The following is a 20,073-nucleotide window of genomic DNA, read 5'->3' on the forward strand; positions in this document are numbered from 1 at the left end:
CAGGGGCAAACTTCCAGGCCCGGACCTCATTGTCGAGAAGAGCGCTCATCGCCATATGGGGTGAGTAGGCCTGAAGAGGAATGACCCATGCGTTTCATGGTGGCCGTTGCCATCGTCTCGAGCCTTTCCCTGCCTCTGGCCATGCCGGTCGGGGCGCAGACCCGCCTGCCGCGCACGAGCCCGGCGGAGCAAAGCACGGACCAGATCAACCGACGGATCCAGCAGGATCAGCAGATCCTCGGGGTCGAGCAGGACGTTCAGAGCAAAAGCAACCAGATCCGGCAGAATATCGACCGGGACCGTCTTTTCACGCCCCGGTACGTTCCGCCGATGCCGCGCACCGGCTGCGGGCCCGGCAGAGGCTGCTAATGGCGCGTGCCGGACGCCGATAGGGCGTCTTGGAACTCGGCCTTGTGCGGGATGCCGATGATGCGGCCCAGGGCCTGAGGCCGCGAGAGCCGGGCATGCGTCGTCTTCATGACCGCGAGATTGGCCAGGACATCGTCCGGGAAGGGGCAGACCTTCCGTGTTTCCATGTCCACATGGAGTGACAGGCCTTCCATGGTGGCTGCAACCCAGCCCTCGTTGGCATGGCGGATTTCCAGGTAGTAGTGGATCCGCTTCTCGTCGAAATCGACGAGCTGGAGCGTGACGCGGACCCGGTCGCGCATCGTCAGCTCGCGCTTGTAGATGGTGTGAACCTCGGCCGCGAAGAAGGACGCCTTGCGCTTCTCCATGTAATCGTGACCCAGGCCAACTAGGCTGAAGCCTTCCTCCACGGCCCGGTCGAAGAGCACATGGTAATAGGCCATGTTCATGTGGCCGTTATAGTCGATCCATGCGGGCTCGACCCGCATCGTGGAGGACACGAAGGGTGCGAAGAAAAAGACGGGCGTCCGCTTCTCCATGGTCAGGCTCGTCCCTCAATGCCGCTCAGATGACTGTCCCTTCCTCGGAAAGGAATAAATGTTAGCACGTTCGTTTCGTTTGTGCAGCAGGGGGGCGGCATCTTTCTCATCCGGAGTGTTGCCTTTGCAACGGTTCTGGTAGCTATGGGTGGAACGAGCATCACAACCGGATCTGAAGCCTCCATGAATGCCCCCCACGCGAATGCCCGCCTGAAAACGACGGATGCCTCCATTGCCGCCCTGACGAACGAGCTCTCGCAGCGGTTCGGCGACCGGGTCGCGACCTCGGCTGCCGTGCGTGAGCAGCATGGGCATACCCTGACCTGGGTGAAGAACCAGCCGCCGGACATCGTGGTCTATCCGCGGACCACGGAAGAGGTGTCGGAGATCGTCAAACTCTGCGCCACCCATGGGGTTCCGGTCATTCCCTATGGAACCGGCACATCGCTGGAAGGACATGTCAACGCGCCGTATGGCGGGGCTACCATCGATCTTAGCCTGATGAAGCGCATCATCGCCGTCCATGACGAGGATCTGGACTGCGTGGTCGAGGCCGGGGTGACCCGCAAGGAGCTGAATGAGTATCTGCGGGACAAGGGCCTGTTCTTCCCCATCGATCCGGGTGCGGACGCCTCCCTCGGCGGCATGGTCGCGACCCGAGCCTCCGGCACCAATGCGGTGCGCTACGGGACCATGAAGGACGTTGTCCTGGCACTGACCGTCGTGCTGCCCGATGGCGAGATCGTGAAGACGGCGAGCCGGGCCAAGAAGAGTTCGGCGGGTTACGACCTGACCCGGCTGATGATCGGCTCGGAGGGAACTCTCGGCATCGTCACGGAGATCACCTTGAAACTTCACGGTATCCCGGAGGCGATCTCCGCCGGCATCTGCCCGTTCCCCTCCGTGAAGGCCGCCTGCGACGCGGTGATCATGACGATCCAGACCGGCATCCCGGTCGCGCGTATCGAGCTGCTTGACGAGGTCCAGGTGCGGGCGGTCAACCTTCACTCCAAGCTGACCCTGCCTGAGAGCCCCTTGCTGCTGCTGGAATTCCACGGTTCCGAGGGCGGCGTACATGAGCAGGCAGAGCGCTTCGGCGAGATTGCGACCGAGTTCGGCGGCGGACCGTTCGAGTGGGCGACGAAGCCTGAGGACCGCTCGCGCCTCTGGCAGGCCCGTCACGACGCCTATTGGGCCGCCAAGGGCCTGCGGCCGGGCGCCCAGTCGGTGGCCACGGACGTGTGCGTGCCGATCTCCCGCCTAGCCGAATGCGTCGACGCGACCAAGCAGGACATCCTGGAGAGCGGCCTCGTGGCGCCTATCGTGGGCCATGTGGGCGACGGCAATTTCCACGTCCAGCTGCTGGTGAACGCGGATGATCCGGCGGAAGTCGAGGCTTGCGAGGCCTTCGTCGACCGGCTGGTGCGCCGGGCGGTTGCCATGGAGGGGACCTGTACGGGCGAACACGGCGTAGGCCAGAAGAAGATGAAGTACCTGGAAGTCGAGCATGGTCCGGCCGCACTCGCCCTCATGCGCGTCTTGAAACAGGCCATCGATCCCCACAACATCATGAACCCGGGCAAGATCGTCGCTCTGTGACGGCGGAACACTTTGCCGGTGGAACATCTGGATGGGCGCTCCCGGTTCTCGCCATCATGGGATAAGGACGTGTCACTGTAACGGAGAGAAGGCGGCCTTTTGCGCGATATCCTGACGATCATCGCCTCCATCGTGATCCTGATCCTGGCGGTCGCCGTGGCGGCGCCTCCCTTTGTGCATTGGGAGGCCCACCGCGACACGATCGACGGGATGATCTCGCGCGCTTCCGGTACGGAGGCCAGGACCGAGGGCGATATCGGCATCCGCCTCCTGCCTTCGCCGAAGGTCACTCTCGGACGCCTGAGGCTCGGCGGCAAGACGCCGGATTCGCCGGTCCTGACAGCTGATGGCGTCCGTGCCGAGGTGGCCCTGACGCCGCTTCTGAAAGGCGATGTGCGCTTCACGGAAGCGCGGGTCGCCCGGGCCGATATCCGCATCCCTGTCGCCGGCGACGGCGAGTGGCGGCTGCCGCCGGACCTGGTGTCGGGCAGCGGCCGGGCCCGTGAATGGGCCATCGAGAATCTCAGCGTGGCCCAGCTCCTCGTCACGACCCAGAGCGCGAGCACGGGTCGCACGAACCAGGCCTTCGCCGAGAATGTCTCCATCGAAGGGCAGAAGCTGATCGGCCCCTGGCGGGTCGAAGGTACGACCTCCGGCGTTCCATTCCGCTTGGTCACGGGAGAGATCGCCGAGGACAAGAGCGTCCAGGTCAAGCTTTCGGGCGGGGGCGATATCTATCCCCGCTTCGATCTCGATGCCCGGCTTGGGCTTGCGGAGGGAACCGGCGAGGCCACGACACCCCAGGTTTCGGGCAAGGCCAAGGTCCTGTTCGGTCCGCCGGCGCAGATCGCGGCGGCCGGCATCCCGATCCCCATCGCGGTCGAAACCGAGTTCAAGACGGTGCCGGGCGCCGTGGAACTCGGCCCAGTGAGCCTTGAGGCCGGGGAGGGCGGGGCGAGCCTGCGCATGACCGGCGAGGGCCGGGTCGGGCTCGACGATCCGCGCATCTCCCTGAAGCTCGAAGGCCGCCGGCTCGATGCGGACAGCTTCATCCTGTCCGGAAACGGGCAGGATTTTAAGAGCCGGCTCGCTCAATGGTCGCTCCCCCTGGTCCGGGTGCCGATCGACCTCGACCTCAAGATCGACAGTATCGGCCTCGGTCAGGAGGACCTGTCGAATGCCGCCCTGCGCCTGTCGCTCAGCACCGGGCGGGCCGTTCTCGACCGGATCGAGTTCAACGCCCCGGGCGAAACCCGGGTCGCCCTCGAGGGGGAGCTCGGGCTGACTGCCCAAGGCGGCATCAACGGCAAGGTGGCTCTGGCTTCCAACGCGTCGGATCGGCTGGCGCGCTATCTCGACCGTATCGGCATCAAGTCGCCCCTGCTCAGGGCTCTCGACGGGCGCCCGCTCGAGGCGTCGTCGGAAGTCGCCTTCTCGAACCCGGTGCTCTCCTTCAATCGCCTGCGGCTCAAGACGGGCAACTCGACCCTGACCGGAAACGCCCGCTACACCGCCCCCGAGGCCAACGAGCGCGGCAAGCTGGAGGCCCAGGTGGCGATCCAGAGCCTGAACCTCGACGACCTGCCGCAGGTGTCCAGCGTCTTCCAGGCCACGGAGAACCTCGATATCGGCTTCATTCTCGATGCACGCGGCGTCAGCGCCGGGAAGAGCGCTCCCACTGGCCGCATCTCGGCGCGGATCCTGTCCGACGGGCCGGCGCTTCTCGTGGAGACCCTCGATATCGTCGATCTCGCCGGAGCCAATGCCCGGGTGCGGGGCCGCATCGCGCCGGACGGCTCGGGTCAGATCACCGGCAAGGTCACCGCTCCCCGCGCCAGTCCTCTGGTCGACCTGTTGGGAAGCGTGTGGATCGGCGGGATCTCCAAGCTCGTGCCCACCTTCGTGCGGGAAGGCGCGCTCGATCTCGACGTCACGTCGGAGCGGGTCGTGCCGCCACCGGGCTCGACCGAGCTGCGGCTGCGCACGACCGCCAAGGGACGCGTGGCCGGCGGGCCGTTCGAAGGCCAGGTGGAATCCGTCGACGGGCGGACCCAGAGTCTCACCATGGCCCTGTCCGCCGACAATACGGGTCGATGGGTCAACCGGGCGAACATGGCGGGCCTCAACCGGCCGTCCAGGGTTGATCTGCGCGGGGTCCGCGTCGGGTCGGGCCTGTTCAACGTCACGCTTGCGGGCGACATCGCCGGCGCCAGAGTGGCGACCACGCGCCCCTTCGCCCTGAGCGAGGCGGACGATGTGGTGGACAGCGGTGAGGTCGAGGTTTCGACGCCCGATTTCACCCCCTTCCTGCTCCTCTTAGGGGACGGCGCGGGCGTCGCCCCGCCGGTCCCGGTGACCGGACGGGTTACCCTCGGCCGTGAGCGCGGCGCGACCCTGCTCGACGTCAATGCCAAGGTCTCGAACGACAACGTGCAGGCGCGCCTCGTGATGGCGTCCCGGACCGATATCAGCGGCGAGGTGTCTCTCGGGCGGTTGTCCCTGCCGTGGCTCGTGGCGGCTTTGTCGCTGAACGTGCCGGGCGACGCCAATGCTACGACCATCTGGTCCACGGCCCGGTTCGGCCAGAGCGGGCGCCTCGTCACGGGCGGGCAGGTTAATTTCCGGGTCGGAACGCTCGACCTCGGGCGCGGTCTCCAGGCCAGCCGCGCATCCTTCATGGTCGGTGCGCAGGCGGACGGCATCTCGATCCGCAATCTCGATGCCGTTATCGGCTCCGGCCGGATCTCGGGCTCGGCCACCGTCACCCGGCAGGAGGGGACGGCAACCATCGTGGGCGACGGCGCCCTGGAGAAGGTACCCCTGTGGGCACTCACGGGGGCCTCCCCCTTCGAGGCGGTTCTGTCCGGCCCGCTCCGGTTCGGGGCCGCGGGCACGAGCCTGTCCGAACTCGTGGCCAATCTCGGCGGCGCGGGTGAGTGGCAGGTCACGAATCTGCGCCTTCCGGCGGCCGACCCGACCGTCTTCGACCGGGCGCTCAAGCGGGCGCTGGCCGAGAGCGATCCCCTGGCCGAGGGCAAGGCCGAGACGATCTTCGGGATTGAGCTCGGACGAGGACCGCTCAACGCCGCCCCGATCAAGACCTCGGCGGCGCTCGTCGGCGGCCTGCTGCGTCTCTCGCCCTTCGTGGCCGAGACCGGATCGGCCAGCTGGCAGGGCGCCGTTACCTATGACCTGAAGACCCTGCAGCTCGACGCGCGTGGCGTCCTCGTGGCCAAGGCCTCGCCGCCCGAATGGGTCGGCGCGCCACCCTCGGTCGGCCTCAACTGGCAGGGCTCCCTGTCGGCGCCCGTCCGACAGATCGACGCCGGTCCGTTCCGCAACGGCCTCGCGGCCATCGTGCTCAAGCGCGAGCTGGAGAAGATTGAGGCCTTCGAGCGCGCCGCCGCCGAGCGTCAGCGCCAGCTCAATGCGCAGCGGGAGGCCGAGAGGCAGAGGGCCAAGGCGGCCGAAGAGGAGGCGCTGCGCCAGGCGCGGGCCAAGGCAGAAGCCGAACGCGCCCGCCGGGATGCGGAACGCTTGCAATCCGAGCAGCAGAACCAGCCGGAGGAGACCGCGCCGGCCCCGTCGTCGACCTCCGCGCCGCCTCTGACTCCACCAGTCCAAATCGGGCCGCCACCCTCGGTCTATGGGGCTCCGCCGGTACGGTGAAAGGCGCGAGTTCATCCCCGGATGCCGGAGGCCGGGAATGACAGCTCGCACGTCGTCAGCGGGCTTGTGCCGGTGATCTCGAGTGAAGAGGCGCGGAGCTTTTCAGCATCGGAATGGCGGAACCAAGCCGTCCATGACGGGGAGAATTTCGTTCCATTAGGGCCTATTCAGGCGGCCGACCTAGTCCGATGCAGTGCTGTCCGGAACGGGTGTGCCCACCCTTCGGCGCAGATCGGTCAGGACGAAGACGCGGATCGCGGAGGAGAGGTTCTGGTCGCCGCGCTCCGCGTCGATGCGTCCGATCAGCGCCTGGACGGACACCCTGTCCCGCTCGGCGATTTCCCGCAGCGATGTCCAGAAGGGCTCCTCGAGGGAGATGCTCGTCCGGTGACCGGCGATAGAGACGGAGCGCTTGACGATGGCGAAGCCCATTCAAGGCTTCTCGTTGTCGTCGCGCTTGTGCTGGTCCAGGCGGCTTTGCGCCAGATCCCGCTCGGCCCGGCTCAGGTTCTTCTCGGCCTTGGTGCGGCCGAACGCGATGCGGTTTTCTTGGGCGCGGACCTCTTTCTCGGCCCGCGCCTTGTGCTTGCGCGCCTGGCGCAGATTGATGATCTCAGCCATGGCGCTCGTTATAGCTTATTCGCCAGGCTGAAGCATCGTCTCGGGGCGAACGACGGCGTGGAAATGATCTTCCGCGACGCCCGCCTTGAGGGCCTCTTCCTTCAGGGTCGTGCCGTTCTTGTGAGCCGACTTGGCGATGGCGGCCGCCTTGTCGTAGCCGATGGACGGGGCCAGCGCGGTTACGAGCATCAGCGAGCGCTGCATCAGCTCGCTGAGGCGTTCGCGGTTCGGCTCGATGCCGACGACGCAGTTGTCGGTGAAGCTGATCGCGCCGTCCGCCAGCAGGCGGATCGACTGCAGCACCGCGTTGACGATCACCGGCTTGAACACGTTGAGCTCGAAATGGCCCTGGCTACCCGCGAAGGTCACGGTGGTCTGGTTGCCGGCCACCTGGCAGCACAGCATCGTCATGGCCTCGGCCTGGGTCGGGTTGACCTTGCCGGGCATGATCGACGAGCCGGGCTCGTTCTCAGGCAGCGAAATCTCGCCGATGCCCGAACGCGGGCCCGAGCCCATCAGGCGGATGTCGTTGGCGATCTTGAACAGGCCGGCCGCCAAGCTCGCCAGCGCGCCGTGCGTGTAGACGAGGGCGTCGTTGGAGGCGAGAGCCTCGAACTTGTTGTTCGCCGAGGTGAAGGGCAGGGCGGTCAGCTCCACCACCTTCGACGCGAAGCGGTCCGCGAATTCCGGATGGGCGTTGAGGCCCGTGCCGACGGCGGTGCCTCCCTGGGCGAGCGCATAGATGCCGGGGAGCGTCTGCTCGATGCGGGCGATGCCGAGCTGCACCTGGGCGGCGTAGCCGGAGAATTCCTGGCCGAGGGTGACCGGGGTTGCGTCCTGCAGGTGCGTGCGTCCGATCTTCACGATGTCCTTGTAGGCCTCCGCTTTCTCGTTCAGCGCCTTGTGCAGGTGCTTGAGGGCGGGGACCAGCCGGTCGTGGATCTCGCGGGCGACCGCGATGTGCATGGCGGTGGGGAACGAGTCGTTCGACGACTGGCCCATGTTCACGTGGTCGTTCGGGTGAACCGGCTTCTTGCTGCCGCGCTCGCCGCCGAGGCGCTCGATGGCGAGGTTCGATAGAACCTCGTTCATGTTCATGTTGGACTGGGTGCCCGAGCCGGTCTGATAGACCACGAGCGGGAATTCGTCGTCGTACTTGCCCTGCACCACGTCGGCGGCGGCACTCGCGATCGCATCAGCGAGGCGCGGCTCCAGCTTGCCCAGATCCTTGTTCACCAGGGCGGCAGCCTGCTTCACGATGGCCAGTGCATGAACGAGCGGAAGCGGCATCCGGTCCGTCCCGATGCGGAAGTTCTGAAGCGAACGCTGCGTCTGAGCGCCCCAGAGCTTGTCGGCGGGAACGTCGATGGGGCCGAAGGTATCTGTTTCGATGCGGGTTGAGGGCGACATCCTGACCTCTTTCGATGGAGTTGCGTGTTCTTATCTCAAATGGTGGCGCTCGCAACTGCGAACGCGCACGGAGGCCTTGTAAAATCGCATGAGCGACACCCTGGAAGCCCCCTCGTTCCGACCGCCGCACCCGAAGCCCCGCACCGAGCCGCTCGGCACGCTGGCGTTCCTGCGCGCGGTGCGCGAGAACCCCCTGAACACCTGGATGGAGGCTCATTTCGAGGAGCCCATCATCACGGGCGACGGAGCGCTCGGCCGCATGACCGTGGTGAGCGATCCCGCGGCCATCCGCCATATCCTGGTGGACAACGCCGCCAACTACCGAAAGGACGATCTTCAGCTCCGGATCCTGGCGCCCGGTCTGGGGCGCGGTCTCGTCACCGCCGAGGGCGACGAATGGCGGCTCCAGCGCCGTACCATCGCGCCGCTCTTCACCCCGCGCCATGTGGGCAGCTTCTTCCCGGCCATGGTCGAGGCGGCGGAGCGCCTCACGCGGCGCTGGCAGCGCCGCCCGGCCGGCCGGGTGGTCGATGCCTCGCTCGAAATGACCCGGGTGACCCTCGACGTGCTGGAGCGGACGATCTTCACGCAAGGGGTGCCGAAGGATCCCGATGCCCTCGGCCGCGCCATCACCCGCTACTTCAACAGCCTGGGGAGGGTCGATCCGCTCGACATCTTCGGCTTTCCCGATTGGATCCCGAGAATCGGGCGCCTGCGCGCTAGGCCGTCGATCCGGTTCTTCGAGGAGACGGTCAACGAACTGATCGATGCCCGCAAGCAATTGCTCGCCCGGGGCGAGCCCGCGCCCCGCGACCTGCTGACTCTTCTGCTGGAAGCCGCCGATCCCGAGACCGGCAAGGGGCTGAGCGACATCGATGTCCGCACCAACATCGTCACCTTCATCGGGGCCGGACACGAGACCACGGCCAATGCGCTGTCCTGGTCGCTCTACCTTCTGTCCCAGGATGAGCGGGCCCGCGCCGAGGTGGAGCGGGAGGTGGACGAGGTGTGGGGCGAGGGGCCGCTCGAGCCGCATCACCTGGAACGGCTCGTCTATACCCGCGCGGTGATCGACGAGGCGATCCGGCTCTATCCGCCGGCGCCCTATATGAGCCGAGCGGCGATCGGCGACGATCGGATTGGGGATCTGGAGATTCCGGCGGGCTCCATGGTGGCGATCGTGCCCTACCTGCTTCACCGGCACCGCAGGCTTTGGGACGAGCCGGACGCTTTCCGACCGGAGCGCTTCATGCCCGAGAACCGCGGCCGGATCGACCGCTTCGCCTATCTGCCGTTCGGTGCCGGGCCGCGGGTCTGCATCGGGGCGAGCTTCTCCCTGCAGGAGGCCGTGATCGTCCTGGCGACCGTCGCCCGGTCCGTGCGGCTCGATCTCGTGGAAGGGCACACGGTCACGCCCGTGCAGCGGATCACGCTGCGGCCGCAGGGCGGACTGCCCATGCGGCTGACGCAGCGCATCAGGAGAGAGGGTGCGGGAGCCGCCTAGTTCTTCTTGCGGAAGGCGTCGAGGCTGACGACCTCGGCGCTGCCGGCGCCGCCCTCAGCCGCATCGGCCTTGTCCTCCTCCGCCGGCTCCTCGGTCTCGGCCTTGGCCGCAGGGGCCTTCTCGGGAGCGGGCTTCCGCTCCGGGGCTGGCTGGGGCTTGCGGGGCTGCTTCAGCTCGACGGGCTCAGAGGCATTGCCGCGGATCGGCTGAGGCGCGGCAGGAGCTTCCTCGTCCTCATCCTCATCACCCTCGTCCTGGCTGTCGAACTTGAGACCGAACTGGACGGAGGGATCGAAGAAGCCGGTCAGCGCGTCGAAGGGGATGAGCAGCCGCTCCGGGATCCCGGAGAAGGACAGGCCCACCTCGAAGGTATGCTCGGTGACGTTGAGATCCCAGAACTGGTGCTGGAGAACGATGGTCATCTCCTGGGGATACTTTTCGCGCAGGCGGTTCGACAGGCGAACGCCGGGAAAGTCCGTCTGGAAGGAGATGTAGAAATGGTGCTCGCCCGGTAGCCCGTCCTTGCAATCGATCAGCACCTTGCGCACGACGCCCTTGAGCGCATCCTGCACCAGAAGATCGTAACGGATCAGGTCTTTACCACCGGCCATAAGCGAGCCCTTGCAGAAACAAAAGTGGAGGCTTCTGTTGCCAGGTGCCTCCGGACCCCGCCTTACGGTGCTACCCGCAAGGGCTTTGATTCGGCTTTAGGGACCGCTTACGCAGCCACTGCAACCGGAGCATAGTTGTCGTTGGCAACTATAGATTCGGCCCGATAACGGCGGAACCATGCCGAGCGAAAGTCCACCCTTTACGCCCTCGTCGATCCTATTTCGCCCCCGCCGAAACTCAAGCGTAGCCTGGGTTTTGGTGGAGGCGCCGGGTACCGCCCCCGGGTCCGATGGGTTTATTCCGATAGCCGTTTATCGCCATAGTCGATCTCGCGACCGACATGGCCAATATAGGTGGCGCGAATGGATTTTGGAAGGGTGGCAGCCAGCCGGATTCCGACGAAAATGCCCCGGCCTCCGGCTTGCCGCCCTGTTTCGATGTCACTTTTGGGCGGTTAACCGATTCACAGGAATGGGTCAGCGACGACTCGGCTCGCCGCGCCGGCTGCCCTATGATGAGGGCAGGAGCACCGCATGCAAGCTTACCTCGATCTGATCCGCCGCATCATGGATGAGGGCGTCCGCAAGGACGACCGGACGGGAACCGGGACGATCTCCGTCTTCGGCCACCAGATGCGCTTCGATCTCAGCCAGGGCTTCCCGATCGTCACCACGAAGAAGCTGCACCTGCGCTCCATCGTGCACGAGCTTCTGTGGTTCCTGAAGGGCGACACCAATATCCGCTATCTCAAGGAGAACGGCGTCTCGATCTGGGACGAGTGGGCCGACGAGAACGGCGATCTCGGCCCCGTCTACGGCAAGCAGTGGCGGTCCTGGGACAAGCCCGACGGCGGCACCGTGGACCAGATCCACTGGGTGCTCGATGAGATCCGCCGCAACCCCGACAGCCGCCGCCTGATCGTCTCCGCCTGGAACCCGGCCGACCTCGACAAGATGGCGCTCGCGCCCTGTCACTGCCTGTTCCAGTTCTACGTGGCGGAGGGGCGGCTCTCCTGCCAGCTCTACCAGCGCTCGGCGGACGTTTTTCTCGGTGTCCCGTTCAACATCGCGTCCTATGCGCTGCTCACCCACATGATGGCGCAGGCGACCGGGCTGCAGCCGGGCGATTTCGTCCATTCCTTCGGTGATGCGCATCTCTACCTCAACCACCTGGAGCAGGCGCGCCTTCAACTGTCGCGCGAGCCGCGTTCGTTGCCGAAGCTGCGGCTCAATCCGGCCGTGCGCTCGCTGTTCGACTTCACCTATGACGACATCGCCATCGAGGATTATGATCCACATCCGGCCATCAAGGCGCCCGTCGCGGTCTGACGTGAGATGAACCGGCGCGAAGCCATCGAAAGTGCCGTCCGCGTTCTGGCGCCGCGCATTCCGAGGCACGAATTCGAGGCGGTGACCGACCATGCCCTGGGCAGCCGGGGCTTGCACGCAGCCTCGCCCGAGACGGCCGCGTGGCTGTCCCTCACGGCCTATATCCGGCACCGGCTGACCGATTACGACGATCTGCTCAATGACGGTTACGACATGGAGAGCGCCCGTTTCTTCGTCCTTGACGACATGAACGGGATTCTCGAGGGCTGGGGCTCGCCGCGACGGGTCCTAGCCGAGGACGAGCCTGAATAGCCTCCACAGCGAAGTTGGCGTCCGACACAACGGACCCATGTGCCTCCGAATGGGATCGAAGTGCCTGCCGTGCACAGCCACGTGCTTACCGACGAGCCGCACCTGTTCTTCATGCACTTCTAGGCCAACGACAACATCTAGGCCAACGACAACACCGCGAAGATTGCCGAGGGAATTCGTGTCGCGCGCGGCCCTGACCGGTCATAGGCTCGTAAAGCGCGCGACCGTCAAAGTTTTCAAGCGGGCAGACTCCACCTCCAATTCAGGGCTTGCTCCAATTCAGCGCTTGGCCAAAACGTCGCTGGCGGGATGGGTTGCCGTAGGGAGATAGATTGCACCAACCGTTGGATGCTCTCTGCGCCGGCTCGCTGGTCTTCGGCGGCGGCAACGTGGTCCTGCCGCTGCTCCAGGCCTCGGTCGTGCAGCCGGACTGGGATTTTTCGAACGAGGCCTTCCTCGCGGGCTATGGTGCGGCCCAAGCGGTGCCGGGGGCGCTCTTCACCTTCTCGGCCTATCTCCTCTCCCTTCATGGGGTCGGAGCCGAACGCCTGGACCGGTGCGGCCTATATTGGGATTGGGTATCACCTGAACCGCTGCTTTCCTGCCGAGAGAGCGCCGGTGAGGTGTTTATCGCAGTTCATACCGCTCGCTGTCCGAACAAACGAGGCGGAGGGAGAACGACTCCCTCCGCCTTGGAGCCTTAATCGATGACTTCGATGATGCGGCGGGTTTCGGGCTCGACCACGGCGATCTCATCGCCGACCACCACATAGCGATAGGTGCGAAGCTCCGGCACTTCCGTGATGATGGTCTGCGGCACCTCCATGATCTCGACCTCCTGCGGCAGCGTCACGCCTTCGCGGATCTCGATCTTGGACGTGGTGGACGGGCGCGTCGATCCGGTGGTCTCGACCGTGGTCTTGAACTTCTTGCGCTGCTCGCTGCTCAGGCTCACGGACGCCGACTTGCGCGAGCCGCCCGACTTGTGGATCACCTCGACGATCTTCTTCGTCTTGGGCTCCACGATCACGATCTCATCGCGCACCACCACATACTGATAGTTCCGGTACTGCGGCACGATGCGAACGACTTCCGCGGGCAGGGGAGCCAGACGTACCTCCTCGGTGATGGTCGTCCCCACCGACACGTTGAAGTTCACGTTCGACACCGTGTTCACGCTGGTGCTGCTGAACGCCTGCGTCACTTCGGTGCGCTTCTCGGTGTTCAGGTTCGCCACCGCGTTCGTCGAGGTAACGGAGGAGGTGTTCGACGATGCGGACGTGGAGGACACGCTGTTCTGCTGAGTCGCAGAGCCCGATGGCTGCGCAGTCGCATTGGAACCGGACTGGGTGTTCTGCCGCTGCGCGGCGCCCGTGGTCGAGCGCTGCTGGCTGTCAGCGGCCGTGGCGTTCGAGCCGGAACCCGTCTTCTGGTTCTCCTTTGAGTCAGCGGTTGACTGTGACGAGCCCTGCTGTGGGCGCTTCTGGCTGTCGGAGGCCTGGGCCGGGTTCTGGGAGCCGGTGGCGGCACCGGCCGCGGCCGGGCGCTGGCTCTGATCGGCCGAATTGCTGGACGACGTGCTCGACGCGCCCTGCGCGGACGAGCCCTGTCGCTGGGCTTGTCCTGGCTGCTCCGATCCCGAACCGGACGAGGCGGTCGAGCTCTGGCTCCGGCCCGGCGCGGTCTCGGACTTGCCGGGCGCATCGGACGAAGCGCTGGGTCGGTTCTGGCTCTGCCCAGGGGCGGTCTCGGACTTGCCCGGCACGTCCGACGACGCAGCGGGCGGCTTGATCTGTCCGGGCGCGGTGTCCGACGAACCCGACGTCTGTGCTTGCGCGAGGACGGGGGCTGTTCCGAGGACCAGGGCGATGGCGGCAGTCGAAAGCAGTGTTGAACGCACTGAGCAGGCTCCTTTAGATCTCTTCCAATCTGGAAGGGTCTAACGAAGCGTGGCGGCTTCCGTTCCCGCAAAGACCCGCGGCGGACGATGTCCATGCATCACGTCACGTCGGCCGGTCGACGATGAAATTCATCAATCACACAAGTCGAAAGGCGTCCCCGCGGGCCTGAGGCAAAGTATCGTCGATCTCGACCCGTGGAGCCCTGGAGCCGACGCAATAATGCATTCCGGCCTTCCTGGATAGCATGCTGTCAACTGTCCCTAGACGAAACCCGAGCTCCTCCGGGCCGCCACCATCGCGCTTGCAGATTGGGGAGCCACGACAACTCGCGAAGGAGTTCAAGGCTTTGATCATCGCGGGTCAAGCGATCACCCTCTCGCACGTCGAAGCAGAACCGTGGCACCGACAATCCTTACCTCAAGCCGCATGTTATCCCGAGGCACTCGATCAGTGCGTAACCTAATCATTGCCGTGACGCCCACTAAATTTCGCTTTCAACGGAATAAACTAACCGGCACTTTCGTTCAGCCCACATGCAGGCGTGGTTCAGGCAGGAGAGGTCGTGGAAAATGTTCAAAGCGTAGAGGATACCCGGGGTGTTGAATCGCGCACATCATGACTACACACAATCGTGACTCACGCTTATCCGCTACTTTTCATGGCATCTTTCTCGCTCTTGATCGGAAAGAAGTTCTTCTAATCATCATCGTGCCTTGGACCAAGTCTCGGCATCGCGCGAAGTGTCTTTCGGATTGGCGAAAACCGGATGCGAGCCAGTGTTTTCAAGTCCAGCAAACGATACGGCGGCGAAACATTCCAAGGGGTCTATGGGATGGTGAACCCTTGCAAAATATGGTGAACGCGCTGCGGTTTCTGGATGCGCTTTGAAAAATAAAGGAAGTTATCTCATTTTCGACGACATTCGAGCTAGAATCGCCGATTAAATTCTACATTCTGTGAGTATTTATTCCATTTTATTTTTCCTATGTCGACCTGAAACATTCCGAAAGCTCTAGTGTTATTGAACGGAGCGCCATTGTGCGGCGCAACATAAATAACAGCGAGACGCCAAGCTGCTAGCCCAGGCCGGCAGGTCGCATAAGCCAAAACAGCAAACGGACCAGTCATTACACGAGCCGACCATTCTGCGGTCTGCTTGCAAGGGGTATTGTCATGCCACAAGAAAACTTGCCTGCCGCGAAGGCGCGGTCGAACTCAACTCCTGGCCAGCGCGGCTCACATCGATTCAAAGGGATCGTCCGGTTATCGAGCGTCAGCGTTGCGTCGGTTCTCGCACTTCTCGTGGCTACTTCGGTCCTGCCGCCGCTCGTCGCGGACCAGTCCGACCGAGCCCTCATGAATGCTCCTGTCACCCTCCTGACAGCTCCCATCTCGGGAGATGTGCTGTCGATGCAGGTGAACCCGGGCACGCCTGTGACCCGTGGAACGAAACTCGTCGAAATCGGCAATTCCCGCGTCGACCGGAGCACTGCCATTCAGCTTGATGGGAACGTCGCCGAAATGCGCGAGCGAGCCGTTGGCGTGCTGCGCAAACGCGAGTCCAATCAGGCCTATCTCGCGAACCTCGACCAGTCGATCCATGAGAAGGCAACCCAACTGGAACAGATCCTCAAAGCGCAGATCAGCGAGCTCAAGGCCAATGTGGCGGAAGCGGATGCTGTTATTGAGCAGCGCAGGCTCTCTTATGATCAGGCAGCCCAGCTCGCCTCGCGTAACGTCACGAACGCCAACACGCTGAAGCCCGCCAAACAGCAGCTCGAGGCTGCTCAATCAGCGAAGGACGCAGCAAACGCCAAACTGACCCAGAAGGTGTCTCAGTTGGAGGGGCTCTCAAAGGGAATCTACGTCGGAGAAGACCTCCTCGCGCTTGCTGAAATTTCCCAGAAACGCCGTGAGATCGAGTTCGACACCCAACGCTTGACGATTGAGGAGGGGGAGCTGCACGCCCGGATCCGTGATCAGGGGCGACTTCTCGACATCGAAAACCAGCGCCTCGACAGCTTGGCTCACACGACGATCTCTGCACCGCTGACCGGAGAGGTCTTTGGAATCAGCGCCACCAAGGGCCGCCGTGTCAATGCGGGCGACACGCTCGCAACCTTCGTCGATTGCGAGCGCCGCTTCGTGGTCGCGATCTTCTCATACCGAAAGGCACCCGATCTTGCGGTCGGAACCCGCGTTGAGATCGAGGGCATTGATGCTGCCGGAAGCCGAGGCGGGACGGTTACAGAGATTCTTCCGAAGACCAACGACCGGTTCGATGATTTGTACGCAGTACCGTTTCCTCAAACAGAAAGGCGTGAGCTCTATGTCCTCGTCCGGCCTGACCCGGAAACACCGAAGGTGGCCGCCAATGGCGATGAGGTATCGACCTGCGGAGTTGGCCGATGGGTGACGGTCACGAGAACCAACGGCTGGGTTCCGTCGATCTCGACTGTGTGGCGGCGGGGTGCGCAGGTGCTCGCTGAGGTGTTCGATGTCCGGCCAGCGGCCGCGACAGACAGTCTCCGTGAGGTCCACAGGGAGCCGCAACTCTGATGCGATGGTTGATCAGCATCCTCTTGTTGGGCGTGAGCTTGCTGCCGTCCAAGGCATCGGCAGCGGCTGGGGATCGGCTCGGTCGCGGGCTCTGCACCTCGCTCGCCACCGCCGTTGGCCAAGCCGCGCCCGATGGCAGCCCTGGCTTCGTAGCCAGCTACCGCGCCGGTCCAGGAGAGGCTGAGGCTCCTATCGCGATCCGTAACGCGGCGTTCTCATACGACAATGCGCTGGCCATCATCGCGCTCCTGTCCTGCGGCGAGACGCGACCGGCGAAACAGATCGCCGACGCGTTCGTCCTGGCCCTTGAGGCGGACAGGAGCTTTCATGACGGTCGGTTCCGAAACGCTTACCGTGCAGGGCCGGTCAAGGAAAAGCCCGTCCTCCTTCCCGGATGGTGGGACGCGGCATCCAATCATTGGGCCGAGGATCGATATCAGGTCGGGTCCGCCACCGGCAATGTCGCCTGGGTCGCACTCGCACTTCTTGCATTCTATGATCAGAGTGGCGACGAACGCTACATGATTGGAGCGAGACGGGCTTCGGACTGGATCAGGGCGACGGTCTCCGAGGTGGGCAGCGTCGGGTTCACGGGCGGCCGCGAGGGCTTCGATCAGGAGCAGGTATCGCTGCCTTGGGCTTCGACGGAGCACAACACCGACGTCATGGCACTGGCCAATGCGCTGGCATCGCATGGGGACGACGACGGTGTCTACGCCGGAATGGCGAGGTCGGCCAGAGCTTTCCTCGATAAGGCATTCGACAAGCAGGCAGGATGCTTCAGGATGGGCACGAACGCGCAGGGAGCGATGCGTGGGCTCGATGCCATCGCGCTCGATACGCAGCTCTGGCCGTTGATCGCGCTCGCGGAGCCGCCGCAACAGTGGACTCGGGCCGTGGCTTGCGCGGAGGGTCGGCTGAAGGTGAAAGGCGGATTCGATTTCAATGACGACCGTGACGGGCTTTGGGTTGAAGGCACGGCCCAGGCAGCCCTGGTCTATCGTCTGCTCGGACAATCCGCCGAGGGAGAGCGCCTGCTCGAGGTCATCTCGACTCAAACCTCGCCTTTGGGCTGGCTTTTCGCAACCCGCAACGAACAGCTCAGCACAGGCCTCCGGATCGGACCGTGGAGCACGAGCGACGACTTCTTCTATTTTCGCCGTCCTCATCTCGGTGCGACGGCGTGGGCGGTTCTGGCGGCCAACGGCCGCAATCCCTTTCTTTCTAACCTCGGCGGGAGGTGAGCATGTTCCCATCATCCGGCGATGCGGTCTCGGTCCTGGCACTGGACGTGACCGTGCTGCTTGTCCTTTATGTGCTCTGCCGTCTTCTCGACCCTCGGGAGACGTTCGATCGCATTCTCTTCGGCAGTCTGACGGGTGTGCTGCTCCTGACCTATGCCGGGTGGAGATGGCACGAAACGTTGCCGCCCTTCGAACTGCGACTGGGGGCGCTCTGGTCCTACCTGTTCTTCACGTTCGAGGCTGTGGCCATCCTGTATACGTTCATGTCGATCGTCATTCTCTTTCGGGCAAAAGATCGCTCGGAGCAGGCGAGCGTGGCCGAGGCACGGCTCATGCAGTCCGGTGACTGGCCGCCTGTCGATATCTTCATCTGCACGTACAACGAGCCGCTGGATGTCCTCGAGAAGTCGATCATCGCGGCGTTGGCGATCGACTATCCCCAGAAGACGGTATGGGTTCTCGACGACACGCGGCGGCCGTGGCTGCGCGAGTATTGCGATGAAGTGGGAGCCTCCTACCTCACGCGACCGGACAACGAGGGAGCCAAGGGCGGCAATCTGAACAACGGCCTTCGGGTTACTGCGTCGTTTACGAACGCGCCCCTGATCCTCGTGCTCGATGCCGACTTCGCGCCGCAGCCGAACATCCTGCGCCGGATGGTTGGCTTGTTTGACGACCCGAAGGCCGCCCTGGTGCAGTCACCGCAATTTTTCTTCAATGCCGATCCGATCCAGCACAACCTCGGCATCGCTCAGAGCTGGGTAGACGATCAGCGCATCTTCTTCGACATCTTTCAGCCCGCGAAGGATGCCTGGGGCAGCGCTTTCTGCGTCGGGACTTCCTTTATCGTGCGTCGCGACCGCCTGACGGAGATCGGCGGCTTCCCGGACGACGCGATCTGCGAGGACCTCAACCTGTCCTGCGCCCTGATGCGTGAGGGATACGAGACACATTGGCTGAACGAGCGTCTGAGTGCCGGCCTCTCCGCCGAAGGATTGCCCGAGTACATCACGCAGCGCACCCGCTGGTGTCTCGGAACGGTTCAGGTCGCCCTGCTGAAATCCGGTCCCTTCCGCGGCCCGGGCTACAGCCTAGTGCAGCGCATGCACTTCCTGCACGGCATCCTGAACTGGCTGTGCAAGCCGTTCATCGTGCTGATGCTGATCGCCCCGGCGATCTACTGGTTCGCCGATCTGCCTGCCTTCGAGGCCGATTACCTCGACTTCCTCCACTACGGCCTGCCCATGCTCCTGGCGACATGGGCCTACAATGGCTGGGTGTCCCGCTCCCGCACCCTGCCGGTATTCATGGAGATCACTCATGCGATGACGGCTCTCGCCATCACGGCGACCCTGGTGTTGGCAGCGATCAAACCCTTCGGGCGTCCCTTCAAGGTAACCGAAAAGGGAGGCGATCGCTCCGTCATGCGTGTGCGCTGGCGGCTTGCGGCGCTGTTTGGTGGCATGTCGTTGCTTTCGGTTGCAAGCATCGCGTGGGCTTTCATCTCGCCCGAAGCGAGTGCCGAAGTCTCCCCGATGGACTACTTCAACCTCGTCTGGGCCGGGGTGTCCCTGGCTCTCACCTTCATTGCGTTTCTCGTCTGCTTCGAGTTCCCGCGGGAGGAGGAGATGTTCGACGTGGGGCTACCCACCACCGTCGTCTCTGGAGACACCCGTCATTCGGCCATTGTCGAGATGGCTTCACTCTCCCGCGTGGTTCTCAGGTTCGACGGCGAAGCACATATGATCGGGGAGCGGATCGCCCTGGCGCTGCCAGGTGCAGGATGGACGGACGCATATGTCACACGATCGACCGACGGGTGGGCCTCAGCGGAAATCCAGACCGCTCCCCATCAACACAGGGCGCTGGTGGCGTGGCTCTTTACTGCGCCCCGGGACAGCATTGCTCGGCATGCGAGCATGACTGGCGCACTGGCCGGTCTCTTCCGTAGAGGATTGGGGCTTCCCTGAGTCTTCCGATCTAGCAATACGTGCGACGCTACGGCCGGTAGGGCGATCCTGTTAGGTTGTGCAGCGCTGAGAACAGGAACTCGGTTTCAGATATATCTGATCCGAGGACCGACTTGGCTTGAACTTGCCGCGTGAGCGAACAGCGCCAGTCTGCCAAAACCCGGTACGTCGCCTTCTGGCATTGGCCTGACGTTAGCCGTATTTCCGCAATGGGATTGCGAAGCGACCTTCATGCGATCTCACTTGACGGCTCAGGTTGACCCGGAGTGGACCATTACGGCCAACGGGCACACTTCTCTAGGATTGGTAGCGCCCCGGGGCGCGGTGTAGGAGCGGGCCCCGACGAGTTGGTCATCGCCAGTCTCCGATCAGAGTTCGGGTTGTGACACCTGACCCTAACCCGGCGATGATGACTGAGGGGAGAATGGTCCTGATC

Annotated in this window: 17 protein-coding genes and 1 other RNA gene; 11 read left to right on the plus strand and 7 right to left on the minus strand. The window is 64.1% G+C overall.

The window, feature by feature from the left end; translation table 11 throughout:
• The first annotated feature begins 87 nt into the window (after positions 1-87).
• The gene (locus OC446_RS03545; RefSeq protein ID WP_262027668.1) at positions 88-369 is read left to right on the plus strand and encodes a hypothetical protein; all 282 of its coding nucleotides are present in this window, start codon (positions 88-90) and stop codon (positions 367-369) included.
• Here OC446_RS03545 and OC446_RS03550 read toward each other — a convergent pair.
• Positions 366-908 (minus strand): thioesterase family protein, encoded by a 543-nt coding sequence (locus tag OC446_RS03550; protein WP_262027669.1) that lies wholly within the window; start codon positions 906-908, stop codon positions 366-368. The two genes, OC446_RS03545 and OC446_RS03550, sit on opposite strands and share 4 nt — an antisense overlap.
• Before the next feature lie 183 nt (positions 909-1,091).
• On the opposite strand from OC446_RS03550, the gene OC446_RS03555 reads away from it, so the two are divergent.
• Both OC446_RS03555 and OC446_RS03560 read left to right on the plus strand, forming a co-directional pair.
• Positions 1,092-2,507: an FAD-binding oxidoreductase gene (locus tag OC446_RS03555; RefSeq protein ID WP_262027670.1), complete on the plus strand. Its 1,416-nt coding sequence runs from the start codon at positions 1,092-1,094 to the stop codon at positions 2,505-2,507.
• A gap of 99 nt (positions 2,508-2,606) precedes the next feature.
• Complete coding sequence (locus OC446_RS03560) at positions 2,607-6,176, plus strand: AsmA family protein (protein ID WP_262027671.1); 3,570 nt, start codon at positions 2,607-2,609, stop codon at positions 6,174-6,176.
• Positions 6,177-6,356: 180 nt separating this feature from the next.
• Here the strand turns inward: OC446_RS03560 and OC446_RS03565 are convergent, their stop codons facing one another.
• From OC446_RS03565 to fumC, 3 genes are read right to left on the minus strand one after another with little or no spacing between them, the layout of a single operon-like run.
• Positions 6,357-6,608, minus strand: coding sequence for a ribbon-helix-helix domain-containing protein (locus OC446_RS03565; RefSeq protein ID WP_262027672.1), 252 nt, complete (start codon positions 6,606-6,608; stop codon positions 6,357-6,359).
• Positions 6,609-6,797, minus strand: a complete 189-nt coding sequence (locus OC446_RS03570) for a DUF4169 family protein (RefSeq protein ID WP_262027673.1) — start codon at positions 6,795-6,797, stop codon at positions 6,609-6,611. It abuts the gene before it with no gap.
• 15 nt (positions 6,798-6,812) lie between these two features.
• Positions 6,813-8,207, minus strand: a complete 1,395-nt coding sequence (gene fumC / locus OC446_RS03575; RefSeq protein ID WP_262027674.1) for a class II fumarate hydratase — start codon at positions 8,205-8,207, stop codon at positions 6,813-6,815.
• A gap of 88 nt (positions 8,208-8,295) precedes the next feature.
• Between fumC and OC446_RS03580 the strand changes: the two genes are divergently transcribed.
• Positions 8,296-9,711, plus strand: coding sequence for a cytochrome P450 (locus tag OC446_RS03580; RefSeq protein ID WP_262027675.1), 1,416 nt, complete (start codon positions 8,296-8,298; stop codon positions 9,709-9,711).
• On the opposite strand, the gene OC446_RS03585 is transcribed toward OC446_RS03580, so the two are convergent.
• Positions 9,708-10,322, minus strand: a complete 615-nt coding sequence (locus OC446_RS03585) for an SspB family protein (protein ID WP_262027676.1) — start codon at positions 10,320-10,322, stop codon at positions 9,708-9,710. The genes OC446_RS03580 and OC446_RS03585 overlap by 4 nt on opposite strands.
• Positions 10,323-10,345: 23 nt before the next feature.
• Positions 10,346-10,702, minus strand: a transfer-messenger RNA (tmRNA) gene (ssrA, locus tag OC446_RS03590).
• 154 nt (positions 10,703-10,856) lie between these two features.
• Between ssrA and OC446_RS03595 the strand changes: the two genes are divergently transcribed.
• The 4 genes from OC446_RS03595 to OC446_RS30980 all read left to right on the plus strand — a co-directional run bounded on the left by OC446_RS03595 (position 10,857) and on the right by OC446_RS30980 (position 12,667).
• Positions 10,857-11,651, plus strand: a complete 795-nt coding sequence (locus tag OC446_RS03595) for a thymidylate synthase (RefSeq protein WP_262027677.1) — start codon at positions 10,857-10,859, stop codon at positions 11,649-11,651.
• Positions 11,652-11,657: 6 nt separating this feature from the next.
• Positions 11,658-11,963: a DUF2293 domain-containing protein gene (locus OC446_RS03600; RefSeq protein ID WP_262027678.1), complete on the plus strand. Its 306-nt coding sequence runs from the start codon at positions 11,658-11,660 to the stop codon at positions 11,961-11,963.
• Positions 11,964-12,002: 39 nt separating this feature from the next.
• Entirely contained in the window at positions 12,003-12,086 is an 84-nt protein-coding gene (locus tag OC446_RS03605; RefSeq protein ID WP_262027818.1) for a DUF1259 domain-containing protein, read from the plus strand.
• 209 nt (positions 12,087-12,295) lie between these two features.
• Positions 12,296-12,667: a chromate transporter gene (locus OC446_RS30980; protein ID WP_410054995.1), complete on the plus strand. Its 372-nt coding sequence runs from the start codon at positions 12,296-12,298 to the stop codon at positions 12,665-12,667.
• Here OC446_RS30980 and OC446_RS03615 read toward each other — a convergent pair.
• Positions 12,664-13,863 (minus strand): DUF1236 domain-containing protein, encoded by a 1,200-nt coding sequence (locus tag OC446_RS03615; RefSeq protein ID WP_262027679.1) that lies wholly within the window; start codon positions 13,861-13,863, stop codon positions 12,664-12,666. The genes OC446_RS30980 and OC446_RS03615 overlap by 4 nt on opposite strands.
• A 1,357-nt stretch (positions 13,864-15,220) precedes the next feature.
• On the opposite strand from OC446_RS03615, the gene OC446_RS03620 reads away from it, so the two are divergent.
• From OC446_RS03620 to OC446_RS03630, 3 genes are read left to right on the plus strand one after another with little or no spacing between them, the layout of a single operon-like run.
• Complete coding sequence (locus tag OC446_RS03620) at positions 15,221-16,423, plus strand: HlyD family secretion protein (protein ID WP_262027680.1); 1,203 nt, start codon at positions 15,221-15,223, stop codon at positions 16,421-16,423.
• Complete coding sequence (locus tag OC446_RS03625; RefSeq protein ID WP_262027681.1) at positions 16,423-17,667, plus strand: hypothetical protein; 1,245 nt, start codon at positions 16,423-16,425, stop codon at positions 17,665-17,667. Before OC446_RS03620 ends, OC446_RS03625 begins: the two co-directional genes overlap by 1 nt.
• Positions 17,668-17,669: 2 nt before the next feature.
• Positions 17,670-19,637, plus strand: coding sequence for a cellulose synthase catalytic subunit (locus OC446_RS03630; protein WP_262027682.1), 1,968 nt, complete (start codon positions 17,670-17,672; stop codon positions 19,635-19,637).
• Positions 19,638-20,073: the final 436 nt, after the last annotated feature.

Source organism: Microvirga sp. Mcv34 (assembly GCF_024519725.1).
Lineage (GTDB): Bacteria > Pseudomonadota > Alphaproteobacteria > Rhizobiales > Beijerinckiaceae > Microvirga.

Bases quoted from the DNA above. Each gene is read 5' to 3' on its own strand.
- OC446_RS03545 (WP_262027668.1), top strand. From the start codon at position 88: ATGCGTTTCATGGTGGCCGTTGCCATCGTCTCGAGCCTTTCCCTGCCT.
- OC446_RS03550 (WP_262027669.1), bottom strand. From the start codon at position 908: ATGGAGAAGCGGACGCCCGTCTTTTTCTTCGCACCCTTCGTGTCCTCC.
- OC446_RS03555 (WP_262027670.1), top strand. From the start codon at position 1,092: ATGAATGCCCCCCACGCGAATGCCCGCCTGAAAACGACGGATGCCTCC.
- OC446_RS03565 (WP_262027672.1), bottom strand. From the start codon at position 6,608: ATGGGCTTCGCCATCGTCAAGCGCTCCGTCTCTATCGCCGGTCACCGG.
- OC446_RS03570 (WP_262027673.1), bottom strand. From the start codon at position 6,797: ATGGCTGAGATCATCAATCTGCGCCAGGCGCGCAAGCACAAGGCGCGG.
- fumC (WP_262027674.1), bottom strand. From the start codon at position 8,207: ATGTCGCCCTCAACCCGCATCGAAACAGATACCTTCGGCCCCATCGAC.
- OC446_RS03580 (WP_262027675.1), top strand. From the start codon at position 8,296: ATGAGCGACACCCTGGAAGCCCCCTCGTTCCGACCGCCGCACCCGAAG.
- OC446_RS03585 (WP_262027676.1), bottom strand. From the start codon at position 10,322: ATGGCCGGTGGTAAAGACCTGATCCGTTACGATCTTCTGGTGCAGGAT.
- OC446_RS03595 (WP_262027677.1), top strand. From the start codon at position 10,857: ATGCAAGCTTACCTCGATCTGATCCGCCGCATCATGGATGAGGGCGTC.
- OC446_RS03600 (WP_262027678.1), top strand. From the start codon at position 11,658: ATGAACCGGCGCGAAGCCATCGAAAGTGCCGTCCGCGTTCTGGCGCCG.
- OC446_RS03620 (WP_262027680.1), top strand. From the start codon at position 15,221: ATGAATGCTCCTGTCACCCTCCTGACAGCTCCCATCTCGGGAGATGTG.
- OC446_RS03625 (WP_262027681.1), top strand. From the start codon at position 16,423: ATGCGATGGTTGATCAGCATCCTCTTGTTGGGCGTGAGCTTGCTGCCG.
- OC446_RS03630 (WP_262027682.1), top strand. From the start codon at position 17,670: ATGTTCCCATCATCCGGCGATGCGGTCTCGGTCCTGGCACTGGACGTG.